Source organism: Halopiger aswanensis, assembly GCF_003610195.1.
GTDB classification, from domain to species: Archaea; Halobacteriota; Halobacteria; order Halobacteriales; family Natrialbaceae; genus Halopiger; species Halopiger aswanensis.
In genome coordinates, this window is record NZ_RAPO01000002.1 from 67,994 (window position 1) to 80,527 (window position 12,534).

Here is a 12,534-nt window from a genome sequence, read left to right on the forward strand (position 1 = left end):
CGGCGGAACGAATGCGAGCATCGATCGGCTAAATCTCGTCACCCAGCAGGGTTTCGAACTCGGCACACTCCTCCCGCGCCCCGATGACGACGAGGGTGTCGCCGACCTCGAGGACCGTCTCCGGCGTCGGCGGCGAGATCAGGTCGTCGCCGCGCTGGATCGCGATGACCGAAACCCCCGTCCGCTCGCGGATCGCCGCGTCCTCGAGGCTCTGGCCGGCGATGTCGGCCGTGTCGGTGACGTTGTACCACTCGAGGAAGGTGTCGTCCGAGAGCATCGTCTCTACGGCCTCGGCCTGGACCGGCTGGAAGTACGCACCCTCCAGAATCGTCCCGACCTTCCGGGCGAGCCGATCCGACACCTCGAACAGTTTGTCGCCGTCCGCGTCCGGATTCGCCTTCAGGTACACCTCCCGCTTCCCCGTGTTGTGCGTGACGATCACCAGTCGCTCGTCGTTCTCGAGTTCGACCTCGAATTTCTTCCCGACCCCGGGGAGGTCGCTCTCGTAAATGGTCATACTTCAAGGACGGGGAGCGGGACTATTAAAGACCGTGTTGAATCACAATCGGTGGACGACGCGACGACGAGCGCGACGCGGCGGCCACCCAACCGACGGTTAGTCGGCCAAGCCCTCGATAAGGAACTCCGCGGACGTGAGGTTCGTCGCTATTGCGGTGTCGTGGACGTCACAGATCCGCAAGAGCGCGGAGATATCCGGCTCGTGGGGCTGGGCGCGCAGCGGATCCCGCAGGAAGACGATCCCGTCGAGTTTGTCCTCCGCGACCTCCGAGCCGATCATCAGGTCGCCGCCCAGCGGGCCCGACTCCTTGCGCTCGATCTCGAGGTCGGTCGCCTCCATGAGCCGCTTGCCGGTCGTCCCGGTCGCGATCAGTTCGTACTCGCGGAGTTGCTCCTCGTGATTTTGCGCGAACTCGATCAAATCCGGTTTCTTCTCGTCGTGTGCGATGAGCGCAACGCGCGTCATACCGGACGGTCGGCGGCCGGGAAAATAAGGGTAGGCGACTTTCGACCGCCGGTACGCTCGCCGTCGCCGCAGGATAGGCGTCAATGCGCGTTCCGATCGTCCGCCAACCGGCAACCTCGAGCGGAGACGGAACGATTTACTGTCCTACCGTCGCGAGTATCGGAGACGATGACGACCGCGAACGCACACGACCTGCAGTCCCACCACGTCGGAATCACCGTCGACGACCTCGAGGCCGTCCTGCCCTTCTACCGCGACGTCCTCGGCTTCGACGTCGCCGATCGGTTCGAGGTCGACGGCGAGGCGTTCTCCGACGCCGTCGGGGTCGACGGCGCCGCCGCGAACTTCGTCCACCTCGAGGCCAACGGCGTCCGCGTCGAACTCGTCGAGTACGAGCCCCAGGCTCGAGCGTCGCCGGGCGCCGGACTGAATCAGCCGGGCGCGAAACACCTCGGGTTCACGGTCGACGACCTCGAAGCGTTCTATTCCGACCTGCCGGACGACGTCGAGACGGTAAGCGAACCGCAGACGACCGCGACCGGAAACTCGATTCTGTTCCTGCGGGATCCCGAGGACAACCTCGTCGAAGTGCTCGAGATCGCCGAGTAGGTCGGCGTCGGGGACCTACAATCCGCACTTCCTAGCTCTGCCAGTACGCCCGCGTCAGTAACACGAGCACCGGGAAGATCTCGAGGCGGCCGATCCACATGTAGAGGATCATCAGTCCCTTCGAGGAAAGCGGGAAGTCGTTGTAGCCGCCCATCGGACCGGTGACCGTCCCGAGTCCCGGTCCGATGTTGCCGAGCGTCGCGATCGACGCGCTCACGATGTCGATCACGTCGAACTCGACGTAGAGGCCGACGCGCGAGACGTCGGCCGCGAGCAGGCCGATACCCACGAAGAAGAGGACGAGGTACAGCAGCGTGAAGGCGTAGATACCCCGCACCGCGTCCTCGTCGAGGATCTGGCCGTTCATCCGAACCGGCCGGACTGCCTCGGGGTGGACCGTCGTGAAAAGCTCCCGCCGAAGCGTCTTTATGATCACGAGCCACCGGAGGACCTTCACGCCGCCGCCGGTCGATCCCGTCGAGCCGCCGACGAACATCGCGAACAGCAGCAGTCCCTTCCCGGCGCCGCTCCACGTGTCGAAATCCATGTTCGCGTACCCCGTCGAGTTGACCAACGACGTAATCTGGAAGACCGCGTACCGCGCCGATCGCTCGAGGTTACCGCCGATCTGTCCCGTCTCGGCCGTCTCGAGCGACGAGAAGAAGAGCATAGCGGTGCCGACGATCGAGAGGACGGTAACGGCGCCGAGATAGAGCCGGAACTCGTTGTCCCGAAGCATGGTCCGCGGATCTCCCGAGACGACGTGCCACCAGAGCACGAAGTTGACCCCCGCGATGAACATAAAGGGGACGACGAGCCACTGTACGAGCGGTGAGAACGCCTCGATGCTCCGGGCTTCCGGCGAGAAGCCGCCGGTCGGCAGCGTCGTGAGGCCGTGCGCGATCGCATTGTACGCGTCCATATTCGGCGCGTAGCCGGCGAGGTGTGCCGCGTACAGCAGGGCGATGTAGAGGACGGTGAAGCCGACGTAGGCGATCCACAGGACGCGGGCGGTCTCGGCGATGTGAGGTGTGAGCTTCGAGACGCCCGGTCCGGGGGTCTCGGCTTCCATCAATTGGGCGCCGCCGACGGCCATCTGCGAGAGGATCGCGACCGCGAGGACGATGATCCCCATGCCGCCGACCCACTGGGTCAGCTGGCGCCACATCAACATCGCGCGGGAGTGGGTCTCGAACGAGATATCGCCCATGACGGTCGCTCCGGTCGTCGTGAACCCGCTCATGCTCTCGAAGAGGGCGTTGACCGGGTGCGCGATGGTGCCGTTGCCCGCGAGGACGAACGGCACGGCGCCGAACACCGCCGCGAACAGCCACGTGAGCGCGACGACCATAAACGCCTCGCGGGCGCCCGGATCCGGCTCCGGCTCGAGTTCTCGCAGCGCGAGGCCGAAGCCGGCGGTTGCCGCCATCGTGACGACGAACACCCAGAGGTCCTCGCCGCCGTACAGCAGGGCGGTGACGATCGGCACGACGTACGCGATCGAGAGGAACGCGAGGATCGTGCCGACGAGGCTCAGCCCGGATCGCCAGTCGACGCGGAGGTGCCGTCGCATCTAAATCGCCTCGATGACTGCGTCGAGTACCTTCGCGTCGACGAACACGACCACGTGGTCCCCGGGTTCGACGACCGTCTCCCCGCGAGGCGTCACGAGTTCGCCGCCTCGGGAGATCGCTCCGATGACGACGCCGTTCGGGAGCGCCGCTGTCGCGTCGACGATCGTCTCGCCGGCCAGCACGCTCTCCGGACTGACCTCGAACTCGATGACCTCCGCGCGATCGTGTTCCAGCATCGCGACCTTCTCGGTGTGGCCCGCTCGCGTGAAGCGAACGATCTCCTCGGCGGTCTCCTCGCGGGGATTGACCGCGACGTCGACGCCGACCGTCTCGAAGAGATCCGTGTACTCGCGGTTCTCGATGACCGCGACGGTTCGATCGACGCCGAGTCGTTCGGCCAGCAGAGAGACGAGGAGGTTCTTCTCGTCCCCGTCGAGCGCGGCGACGACGACGTCGGCCTCGTCGACGTGTTCGCGCGCGAGGAACTCGGTGTCGGTGGCGTCGCTTTCCATCACGAGCGTGTTGGGGAGCGATTCGGCGACTTCCCGTGCGCGATCGGGGTCCCGTTCGATCAGTCGCGGCCGATACCCGTGTTCTTCGAACTCGCGGGCGGCCTGAAAGCCGATTTCGCTGGCGCCGACGATGATGACTTCCTCGTCGTCGGTCGTCGACGGAACCACGTCGCCGGCGAAGTCGGCGACGGAGCCGGCGCTTCCGATAACGACGACCCGGTCGCCGGCCCGAATGACGGTGTCCCCGCCGGCGACGATCATCTCGTCGCCGCGGAAAATGGCCGCGAACGTCAGCGAGTCGTAACAATCGGCCTCCTGAACGGTCATCTCCGCGACCGGACTGTCAGCGTCGATCTCGAACTCCGCCATCCGGACGAGTCCGCCGACGAACGTGTCGACATCCTGCGTCGCCGGCAGCCCGGAGATCCGGACGATCGCTTGCGCGGCCAGCAAGTCCGTACAGACCATGAAGTCGACGCCGAACGCGCCCTGCGATCCCTCCCACGTTTCCAGCAGGGTCCGCCGTCTGACCCGCGCGATCGTGAACGCGTCGCTGACCGTCTTCGTCGCCCCGCAGACGACGACGTTCGCCTCGTCGCTGTCGGTACAGGCGATGACCAGATCGGCCTGCTCGACGTCCGCCTCGCGGAGCGTCTCGAGTTCGGTGCCGTCGCCCTCGAGCGCGAGGACGTCAAGCGAGTAGGTGAGCTCCTCGACGACGTCCCCGTCTCGGTCGACGACGACGACCTCGTGAGACGCTTCGAGATTGGCGGCGATCGCGCGGCCGACGTCACCGGCGCCGATGATGACTACGCGCACGGGAAGACCTCCATTTCTACGGACCGTTTTGCCGGTACTAAGAAATGCCTTACGACGAGCGATCGCGAAACCCCGCGTTTTGCCGGTTCGGTACTGCCCGATTCGCTCGAGTGACCGGTTTCGACGGCCGAAATCGGCGGCGACGCGGTCGGCGTTCCGAACTGATTATTGTTCCGGACGGTCCACCTCGGTACACTCGATGCGAATCCGTGTCGACTGGCGCTCGAGCTGTAGCCTCTCGGGGACGGTACTGAAGTGGATCGCGGTTCCCCTCGCGGTGCCGCTCCTGCTGGCCGTCATCGACGGCGACGACGTGCTTCCGTTCGCGGCGGGCGTAGTGGTGACGGTCGTTCTGGGGGCGGCCCTCGAGTTGTTGAGCGACGACCGCGAACTCGGCCAGCGGGAGGGGTTCCTGATGGTCGCGTTCACCTGGCTCAGCGTCGGCCTCGTCGGGGCGATTCCGTTCTATCTGGCGGGGCTCGCCGCCGGCCCCGACTCCGCGTTCTACAGCCTCGTCAACGCCGGGTTCGAGAGCATGAGCGGGCTCACGACGACGGGGGCGACGATCATGAACGGCTGGGACTTCGAGAACCAGTCGCGCGCGATCTTGCTCTGGCGCCAAATTCTCCAGTGGCTCGGCGGCCTCGGCATCCTGATCGTCGCGATCGGCCTGCTGTCGAACCTGATGGTCGGGGGCGCCCAGTTGATGGAGACGGAAACGCAGACCAAGAACGTCACCAAGCTGACCCCGCAGATCGAGAGTACGGCGCGGCTCATCTGGGGACTGTACGTCGGGCTGACGGTGCTGGCGGCGGCGACGTTCTACGCGCTGCACCTCCTCGGACTCGCGGAGAATATGGACCTGTTCAACGCCGTCGCCCACGCGCTCACCAGCGTCTCGACCGCCGGCTTCTCGCCCGAAGCCGAGAGCATCGCCGCGTTCGAACCGATCGTCCAGTGGGCGGTCACGCCGTTCATGCTGCTGGGCGCGACCAACTTCGTGTTGCTGTACTACGTCGTGCAAGGCGAGTTCGAACGGCCGCTCGAGTCCGAGGAGTTTCGCTTTTACCTCGGGCTCGTCGCCGCGCTCAGCGTAATCGTCGCGTTCATCATCGGCATCGATCCCGAGATGGACCTCGGCCTCGAGGCGACGATCAGACACGGCTTTTTCAACGTCGTCTCGATGGTGACGACGACGGGCTACGCCTCGACGAACTTCGACCGCTGGACGGCCGGCGCCAAACACGTCCTCTTCATCTGTATGTTCCTCGGCGGCATGGCCGGCAGCACGACCTGCTCGATCAAGACGCTGCGGTGGCTCGTGATCGTCAAGGGGCTGTACCGCAACTTCTTCACGTCGATCCATCCGGAAGCGGTCCGTCCCGTCCGGCTGGGCGACGGCATCGTCGACGAGGAGACGATCACCGACATCTTCGCCTACGTGATGCTCGCGATCGTGATCTTCTTCCTGCTGACGGTGCTGATCGTCGTCGACGCCGCTCGAGCGGGGACGACCGTCACCGAGTTCGAGGCGTTAGGCGCCGCCGCGTCGATCTTCCTCAACATCGGGCCCGCGTTCGGTATGGCCGGCCCCATGGACAACTACGCCGGCTTCCCCGCGACGACGCGCGCCGTGATGGTGATCATGATGTGGATCGGCCGCATCGAGATCATCCCGGTGCTCGTGTTGTTGCTCCCGGCGTACTGGCGATCCTGATAGCGGGGGCCGATCACCGATCCGCCCGCTGAAATTCCGATTCGAAAGTAATTGCGCTCCTCGTTCCGGAACGGAAAGTGCTGGGGTTATATATTCCGCCATCCCACACCATGGCGTATGACCGACCGAACCGGCGGCGACTACCGGCTCGACGAGATCGATCGCCGGATCGTCTACGCGCTCATGGGCGACGCGCGCAACACCTCCGCGCCTGCGATCGCCGAGGAAGTGAGCGTCTCCCCCGCGACGATCCGCAACCGGATCGCGAAACTCGAGGAGCACGGCGTCATCGAGGGCTACCACGCGACCGTCGACTTCGAACGCGCCGAGGGCTCGCTGATGAACCTGTTTCTGTGCCACGCACCCTTCGACGAGGTCGAAGGGCTCGCCCGCCGCGTCGGCACGGTTCCCGGCGTCGTCAACGTCCGGGAGCTGATGGGCGGCCGGATGAACCTCCACGTGCTCGCCGTCGGAACGGATACGTCCGACCTCCGGCGGATCGGCCGCGAACTCGAGAAGATGAACGTCGAGATCGAGGACGAGTTTCTCCTGCAGAACGAGCACACCTTCCCGTACGCGCCGTACGGCCCCGCCGACGGGCACCGCCGCGAACCGCTGACCGACTACATCAGCCTCACCGGCGGCGCCGAGGTCGTCGAGGTGACCGTCCACGAGGACGCCCCGATCGCCGGCCGGACGCTCGAGGAGGCCGACGCCGACGGCGTCCTCGACGAGCACACGCTCGTGATCGCCATCGAGCGCGACGACGACGTGATCACGCCCCACGGCGATACCGAGATCCGCCCGTACGACGTCGTCACGGTATTCTCGCCGACCGACGCCGACGAACCCGCCCTCCGCGGATTCCGCGGCCCGGACGGCGACGTCGGGTCGACGCGGGTACACTGAGATGCCCCTCGGACGCTTTCTCCCCGAGTTTCTGCAGACGGGCGACGGGGACGAGCCCGAAGCGACCGCTGGGACGGTCATCTACGAGTGTCGCCACTGCGGGACGGATTTCGACGAACCGTGCGAACAGTGTCCCGTCTGCGGCGCGACGGAAATCGCGACTTACGAATTCGGATCCGGAACGGCGACCGAATCCGAGTCGAAGCCGGCCTCGGAACCAAAGTCAGTATCGGAACCGGACGACCCGGACGACTGACGGCAGGCGAGCGTCGATCGAACTTGTTCAACTTCGGTCTCGCAGGTCGGACAGAACTGCTTCTCGTCGGCGATATAGACGGTTCCGCACGTCGAACAGTGGAAGAGATTCCCGGGCGCGTCGACCTGCCCCTCCGCTTCGGCCTGGTCTTCCGCCTCGGCCGGTGTCCGCTCCGAGCCGTCGATGGCCGAGCGGACGCGGTCGACGAGACGCTCGAGAGACGACTGATTCGAAAGCGTAGCTCTGATTCCCATACACGAGCCAACCAGTATCTAATCGAAATAAATACCGTCTAAAGAATTTGGACTTCTCGTACCGTTCAAAGAGCTAATATTTCCGAAGCTAACCGGATAGCAACCTTTTCGACCGTCGCGGCGCCACTCGCTGCCATGAACTTCTTCGACCGGCTGCACGACCGCATCCGAACGGTCGACAGCGTCGTCAGCGTCGGGCTCGACCCCGATCCGGACCGCATTCCCGACCACCTCCAGGAGTACGACCTCCCCCGCTGGGCGTTCAACCGGCGAATCATCGACGCGACCCACGAACACGCCGCCGTCTACAAACCCAACGCCGCCTTCTACGAGGATCCGGACGGGTGGCGCGCCCTGCAGGAGACCATCGCGTACGCACACGGGAAGGACGTGCCCGTGCTGCTCGACGCGAAGCGCGCCGACATCGGGAACACGACCCGCCAGTACGCCAAACTGCTCGAGACCGTCGACGCGATCACGGTCAACCCGTACATGGGCCGGGACTCGCTGCAGCCGTTCCTCGCCGACGAGGAGTCGGGCGTCTTCGTCCTCTGTCGCACGTCCAATCCGGGCGGCGCCGACGTTCAGGACCTGGAACTCGAGACCGGCGAACCGGTCTACGAGCGGGTCGCGGCGCTGGCGGATCTCTGGAACGAGAACGACAACGTCGGGCTCGTCGTCGGCGCGACCCAGCCCGAGGAACTCGAGGACTTACGCGAGCAGGTGCCCGACCTGCCCTTCCTCGTGCCGGGCATCGGAGCGCAGGGCGGCGACGCGGAGGCCGCCGTCGAGTACGGCCTCGCGGACGGGGTCGGCCTCGTCAACTCCTCGCGGGGTATCATCTTCGCGGGCGAAAATGACGGCGAGGAGTTCGCGAAGGCCAGCGAGCAGGCTGCCAAGCGGCTGAAAAAGCGGCTGAACCAGTACCGAGACTGAGCGTCGTCAAAAAGGCCGAATCGGACCGATCACGCCGCGAACTCGACGCGCGGGCGGTTCGGGTGCTCGAGGGTGACGAGCGTGTAGACGGGCGAGCGCTTCGGGTACTCGCGGACCAGCGTCCGCTCCTCGGGCGTGAGATCGCCCGTCACCTCGACGTCGATCTCGAGTTCGCCGTACATCTCGTCGGCCCTGTCGATCTCGTGGATACCGAACAGCATCCGGAGGTCGACGGGTGCGCGGACGGTCGTCGTGACGTCTGCGACGTCGATCCCGTCGCGGATCGCGTTGTAGGCGATCGTCCCGTTGATGCAGGCCGTCAGCCCCGCGAGGGCACCTTCGATGGCCTCGTAGCGGTCCGTCGGCTCGAGGTAGCCCATCGCGTCTTCGAGTTCGGGCGGGAGGCCGAACTCGAGGGTGTGCTCGCGCTCCTCGCCCATCGCCTCGCCGCCGAGAGCCCAGTCGCCGATCGTCGTCGTCGTGCGGTTAGCGGTCGGCTCGGTGACGCCCGTCGCCCGGAACTCGAGGCGGCCCTCGCGCGGGTGCTCTGCTAACCAGTCGATGAACTCGCGGTGGGCGTCGACGTCGACGCCGTGGTCGATCTCGTCCGTGCGTTCCGCGGTCATCTCCTTGCGGTTTTCTGTGGTCATCTCGCTCACCTACGTATAGGTAGGCGCTCTCGAATCTTAACGTAGTAGTACGAACGGATAGTATAGTCCGAAAATCTGACCGAACGTCCACTGATATGTCCGAGTTCACTTCTATTCGGGGACGGCAGCCGGTTCGACGACACGGCCGGCGATCCGTCCGTCGACGACCTCGCCGACGATTTCGACCGCGACCGGCTCGGTCGGCGGCCGCTCTTCGAGCCGGTCCAGTCCGTAGACGACGGCGATGTCCATCGGGCTTGCGTCGCGAGGGTGGGCCGCGACCAGCGTGTCGTCGCTATCCGCTTTCTCGAGTCGCAGTCGAAACGTCTCGCCGACGGCGAGCGTATCGCCGAGCAGGTCGCGGATCGACGTCACGGCAGGTTAGAACCGGTTGACGTCGACGTCGTCGTGATCCGGGTCGGGGTTCGTGATCGGGTCGCCCTCTTCCGAGGGACGCGCCTGCGACGCGCAGTCGGCACACAGGCCCGTCTCCTGCTCGTAGTGTTGCTCGCACGCGAGCGTTCCGCAGTTATCGCAGCGCTCCTGTGCTTGCCGGGACTCGCAGATCTGACAGAGGCCGCTGACGCTCATACAGGACGTAGGCCATCGAGCGCCTTGAATCCGGGGCAGGATCCTCCCAGTCGGGTCGATCGCGTTCCCTCGAGGACGAGCGCCGACCGGCGCCTTTCCGTTCGCGGTGACAGTCCGCCTCCGCAGCACGTATATCTGTGTTGCATGCTATCAACTGACGAGAAAGCTTTTGCCGTGTGAGGCGCTAACGGTGTATATGAGCCGTGACCGGGCCCTCCTCGAGCGGGCCCTGGACCGTGGCGAACAGGACGGTGGCAACGTCGAGTTCAAGGAACGCCTCTCACGGGACGTCCACCTCGAGGGTGGGCGACGCGAGAGCCTGGCCGCGCAGCTCCGACACCGACTGCTGTCGGGCGACGGTGAGGCGACCTACGTCGTCGGCGTCACCGACGACGGCGGCCTCGCCGGCATCGACCCGGACACCTTCTCCGAGACGATGGACGTCCTCTCCTTGCTCGCCGAGGAGGCAGACGCCCACATCGACGACGTCCAGACGTGGGGCGTCAAGGACGGTCTCGTCGGCGTCGCCTTGATCCGCGAAGGCAGCGTCCTCGAGACCGACGACGAGCACGTCGTCGTCGGGACGGCCGGCCACGTCGACCACGGCAAGAGTACGCTCGTCGGCTCGCTCGTCACCGGGAAGCCGGACGACGGCGACGGGGCGACGCGGGCGTACCTCGACGTCCAGCCCCACGAGGTCGAGCGCGGGCTCTCGGCCGACCTCTCCTACGCGGTCTACGGCTTCGACGAGGACGGACCGGTTCGCGTTCGCAATCCGAACCGGAAGGCCGACCGCGCGGCCGTCGTCGAGGAGGCGGACCGACTGGTCTCGTTCGTCGACACGGTCGGGCACGAGCCCTGGCTGCGAACCACAATTCGCGGACTCGTCGGCCAGAAACTCGACTACGGCCTGCTGGTCGTGGCCGCGGACGACGGTCCCACCCGTACCACGCGCGAACACCTCGGGGTCCTGCTGGCGACCGATCTGCCGACGATCGTCGCGATCACCAAGACCGACGCGGTCAGCGAGGAGCGCGTCGAGGAAGTCGAACGCGAGGTCGAGCGCCTGCTCCGAGAAGTCGATAAATCACCGCTGCGGGTCGCCCGCCACGGCGTCGACGCCGCCGTCGAGGAGATCAACGAGCGCGTCGTCCCCATCGTCGAGACCAGCGCCATCACGATGGAGGGCCTCGAGACGCTGGACGAACTGTTCGATCGGCTCCCCAAGACCGCCGAAGACTCCGGCGAGTTCCGGATGTACGTCGACCGCAGCTACTCCGTTACCGGTGTCGGCGCGGTCGCCTCCGGGACCGTGATGGCCGGCGAGGTCGAGGCCGGCGACGAACTGCTCATCGGACCGATGCCCGACGGCCGCTTCGAGGAGGTCGAAGTCCGGTCGATCGAGATGCACTACCACCGCGTCGACCAGGCCCAGGCGGGTCGGATCGTCGGCATCGCGCTCAAGGGCATTCAGGAGAGCGCCATCGAGCGCGGGATGGTCTTGCTCCCGCGAGACGCCGACCCCGATCCCGTCCGGGAATTCGAGGCCGAAGTCATGGTGCTCAACCACCCCACCCGCATCGGGGACGGCTACGAACCCGTCGTCCACCTCGAGACGATCGGCGAAGCCGCCGCGTTCTATCCCGAGGACGGACGCCTCCTGCCGGGCGATACAGGCGAGGCGACCGTCCGCTTCAAGTTCCGCCCCTACCTGGTCGAGGAGGGCCAGAAGTTCGTCTTCCGAGAGGGCCGCAGCAAGGGCGTCGGGACCGTGACCGACGTCCACCCGATGGAGTAACGATGTGGGGCGGTCACCCCGTCGACGCGTCCGCACGGCTCATTTGCTGGTTCCGCGACCATCGGTGGCCGCTCGAGGCGGCCGAGTAGACGAACGACTTCGATTTTGGCAACTGTTCTCCCCCGCGATCACCACGGTGGCGTCGTCAACGCTCGAAGACTCTCGAGCGTGTACGCTGGCGTCGGTTCAGGCTGTTTGGGCGCGGATTCGCCGCCAGTACGTGGAATCCAGACCGACCGGAGACCCGCAGATCGAGCGCCCGCAACATCCGGCGACAGTGAGTGTCCGACGTGGACCGCCCGGTCCGGGCTCGAGTCCAGTTCCTCGAGTGCGACGTCGAACGGTTCCGGGGCCGGTTTGGCGGGCGTCTCGTAACCGCCGCAGACGACGGTCTCGACGTAGCCGTCGAGGCCGGCCGCCTCGAGTTTCGCCCGCTGCAGGTCCGGTGCGCCGTTCGTGACGACGCCGAGCCGGTACTCGTCGGACAGCGTCTCGAGGACGGCTCTAGCGCCCGGGACGGGAGCGACAGACGTGCGGTCTCGAATCGCTTTGCGCTCGTCGGCGATAGCCCACCCACCGTCTCCCGCAGGGACCGGTTCTTCCTGCTGCTCGCCGGGATACTGTCGCCGTACCCCGGCTGTACTCGCGTCGCTCTCGCTCTCGAGACCGGTCGCAGTTGGCTGCGTCTCGGTACAAAGCGTTCCGTCGAGCCCAAAACAGATCGCCTCGACATCGGCGTCACCCGCTCGCGCACTGCTCATTTTCCCGAGATAGCCGATATCGACCTGAAAGCCGACTGCTTACTCACGCATGCTCACCGTCTCGCCGTCCGGCGGTTCCGGGTCAACTCGCCGGGACTCGGAGGCGGGACGTATTCGGAGCAACGACTATTTGTCCCTGTCCGCCAGCAGCACCCGGTCAAAA

Annotated in this window: 14 protein-coding genes; 5 read left to right on the forward strand and 9 right to left on the reverse strand. The window is 65.9% G+C overall.

Annotation, left to right across the window (positions count from 1 at the left end; genetic code table 11):
• Positions 1–28 precede the first annotated feature (28 nt).
• A complete protein-coding gene (locus ATJ93_RS07400) occupies positions 29–517 on the reverse strand; it encodes a cation:proton antiporter regulatory subunit (protein WP_120244013.1) in 489 nt (162 codons plus the stop codon).
• A gap of 99 nt (positions 518–616) precedes the next feature.
• Positions 617–985, reverse strand: a complete 369-nt coding sequence (locus tag ATJ93_RS07405) for a methylglyoxal synthase (RefSeq protein ID WP_120244014.1) — start codon at positions 983–985, stop codon at positions 617–619.
• A 168-nt stretch (positions 986–1,153) separates the two neighbouring features.
• Here ATJ93_RS07405 and ATJ93_RS07410 point away from each other — a divergent pair, with 168 nt between their 5' ends.
• Positions 1,154–1,594: a VOC family protein gene (locus tag ATJ93_RS07410; protein ID WP_120244015.1), complete on the forward strand. Its 441-nt coding sequence runs from the start codon at positions 1,154–1,156 to the stop codon at positions 1,592–1,594.
• A 31-nt stretch (positions 1,595–1,625) separates the two neighbouring features.
• On the opposite strand, the gene ATJ93_RS07415 is transcribed toward ATJ93_RS07410, so the two are convergent.
• Both ATJ93_RS07415 and trkA read right to left on the reverse strand, forming a co-directional pair.
• Positions 1,626–3,167, reverse strand: coding sequence for a TrkH family potassium uptake protein (locus ATJ93_RS07415; RefSeq protein WP_120244016.1), 1,542 nt, complete (start codon positions 3,165–3,167; stop codon positions 1,626–1,628).
• Positions 3,168–4,499 carry a Trk system potassium transporter TrkA gene (gene trkA, locus ATJ93_RS07420; RefSeq protein ID WP_120244017.1) on the reverse strand — a complete coding sequence of 444 codons (1,332 nt, stop codon included), beginning with the start codon at positions 4,497–4,499 and terminating at the stop codon, positions 3,168–3,170.
• Positions 4,500–4,698: 199 nt separating this feature from the next.
• Between trkA and ATJ93_RS07425 the strand changes: the two genes are divergently transcribed.
• Positions 4,699–6,216, forward strand: a complete 1,518-nt coding sequence (locus tag ATJ93_RS07425; protein ID WP_120244018.1) for a TrkH family potassium uptake protein — start codon at positions 4,699–4,701, stop codon at positions 6,214–6,216.
• 117 nt (positions 6,217–6,333) lie between these two features.
• Positions 6,334–7,125, forward strand: coding sequence for an Lrp/AsnC family transcriptional regulator (locus ATJ93_RS07430; protein ID WP_120244019.1), 792 nt, complete (start codon positions 6,334–6,336; stop codon positions 7,123–7,125).
• A 162-nt stretch (positions 7,126–7,287) separates the two neighbouring features.
• Here the strand turns inward: ATJ93_RS07430 and ATJ93_RS07440 are convergent, their stop codons facing one another.
• Positions 7,288–7,635: a hypothetical protein gene (locus ATJ93_RS07440; RefSeq protein ID WP_342768854.1), complete on the reverse strand. Its 348-nt coding sequence runs from the start codon at positions 7,633–7,635 to the stop codon at positions 7,288–7,290.
• Positions 7,636–7,770: 135 nt separating this feature from the next.
• Between ATJ93_RS07440 and pyrF the strand changes: the two genes are divergently transcribed.
• The gene (pyrF, locus tag ATJ93_RS07445) at positions 7,771–8,571 is read left to right on the forward strand and encodes an orotidine-5'-phosphate decarboxylase (protein ID WP_120244021.1); all 801 of its coding nucleotides are present in this window, start codon (positions 7,771–7,773) and stop codon (positions 8,569–8,571) included.
• Between the two features lie 29 nt (positions 8,572–8,600).
• On the opposite strand, the gene ATJ93_RS07450 is transcribed toward pyrF, so the two are convergent.
• The 3 genes from ATJ93_RS07450 to ATJ93_RS07460 form a co-directional block, all read right to left on the reverse strand.
• On the reverse strand, positions 8,601–9,221 hold the full coding sequence (locus tag ATJ93_RS07450) for an OsmC family protein (protein ID WP_120244022.1): 621 nt from the start codon (positions 9,219–9,221) through the stop codon (positions 8,601–8,603).
• Positions 9,222–9,332: 111 nt separating this feature from the next.
• Positions 9,333–9,596, reverse strand: coding sequence for a hypothetical protein (locus ATJ93_RS07455; RefSeq protein ID WP_120244023.1), 264 nt, complete (start codon positions 9,594–9,596; stop codon positions 9,333–9,335).
• Positions 9,597–9,602: 6 nt separating this feature from the next.
• Positions 9,603–9,812 (reverse strand): hypothetical protein, encoded by a 210-nt coding sequence (locus ATJ93_RS07460; RefSeq protein WP_120244024.1) that lies wholly within the window; start codon positions 9,810–9,812, stop codon positions 9,603–9,605.
• Positions 9,813–10,008: 196 nt separating this feature from the next.
• On the opposite strand from ATJ93_RS07460, the gene ATJ93_RS07465 reads away from it, so the two are divergent.
• Positions 10,009–11,610: a GTPBP1 family GTP-binding protein gene (locus ATJ93_RS07465; RefSeq protein WP_120244025.1), complete on the forward strand. Its 1,602-nt coding sequence runs from the start codon at positions 10,009–10,011 to the stop codon at positions 11,608–11,610.
• 128 nt (positions 11,611–11,738) lie between these two features.
• On the opposite strand, the gene ATJ93_RS07470 is transcribed toward ATJ93_RS07465, so the two are convergent.
• Positions 11,739–12,371, reverse strand: coding sequence for an HAD family hydrolase (locus ATJ93_RS07470; protein WP_120244026.1), 633 nt, complete (start codon positions 12,369–12,371; stop codon positions 11,739–11,741).
• Between the last annotated feature and the right edge of the window lie 163 nt (positions 12,372–12,534).

Excerpts from the sequence above, each read along its gene's own strand:
- ATJ93_RS07465 (WP_120244025.1), top strand. The coding sequence starts at position 10,009 with ATGAGCCGTGACCGGGCCCTCCTCGAGCGGGCCCTGGACCGTGGCGAA.
- ATJ93_RS07450 (WP_120244022.1), bottom strand. The coding sequence starts at position 9,221 with ATGACCACAGAAAACCGCAAGGAGATGACCGCGGAACGCACGGACGAG.
- ATJ93_RS07460 (WP_120244024.1), bottom strand. The coding sequence starts at position 9,812 with ATGAGCGTCAGCGGCCTCTGTCAGATCTGCGAGTCCCGGCAAGCACAG.
- pyrF (WP_120244021.1), top strand. The coding sequence starts at position 7,771 with ATGAACTTCTTCGACCGGCTGCACGACCGCATCCGAACGGTCGACAGC.
- ATJ93_RS07425 (WP_120244018.1), top strand. The coding sequence starts at position 4,699 with ATGCGAATCCGTGTCGACTGGCGCTCGAGCTGTAGCCTCTCGGGGACG.
- ATJ93_RS07415 (WP_120244016.1), bottom strand. The coding sequence starts at position 3,167 with ATGCGACGGCACCTCCGCGTCGACTGGCGATCCGGGCTGAGCCTCGTC.
- ATJ93_RS07470 (WP_120244026.1), bottom strand. The coding sequence starts at position 12,371 with ATGAGCAGTGCGCGAGCGGGTGACGCCGATGTCGAGGCGATCTGTTTT.
- ATJ93_RS07440 (WP_342768854.1), bottom strand. The coding sequence starts at position 7,635 with ATGGGAATCAGAGCTACGCTTTCGAATCAGTCGTCTCTCGAGCGTCTC.
- ATJ93_RS07400 (WP_120244013.1), bottom strand. The coding sequence starts at position 517 with ATGACCATTTACGAGAGCGACCTCCCCGGGGTCGGGAAGAAATTCGAG.
- ATJ93_RS07405 (WP_120244014.1), bottom strand. The coding sequence starts at position 985 with ATGACGCGCGTTGCGCTCATCGCACACGACGAGAAGAAACCGGATTTG.
- ATJ93_RS07430 (WP_120244019.1), top strand. The coding sequence starts at position 6,334 with ATGACCGACCGAACCGGCGGCGACTACCGGCTCGACGAGATCGATCGC.
- ATJ93_RS07410 (WP_120244015.1), top strand. The coding sequence starts at position 1,154 with ATGACGACCGCGAACGCACACGACCTGCAGTCCCACCACGTCGGAATC.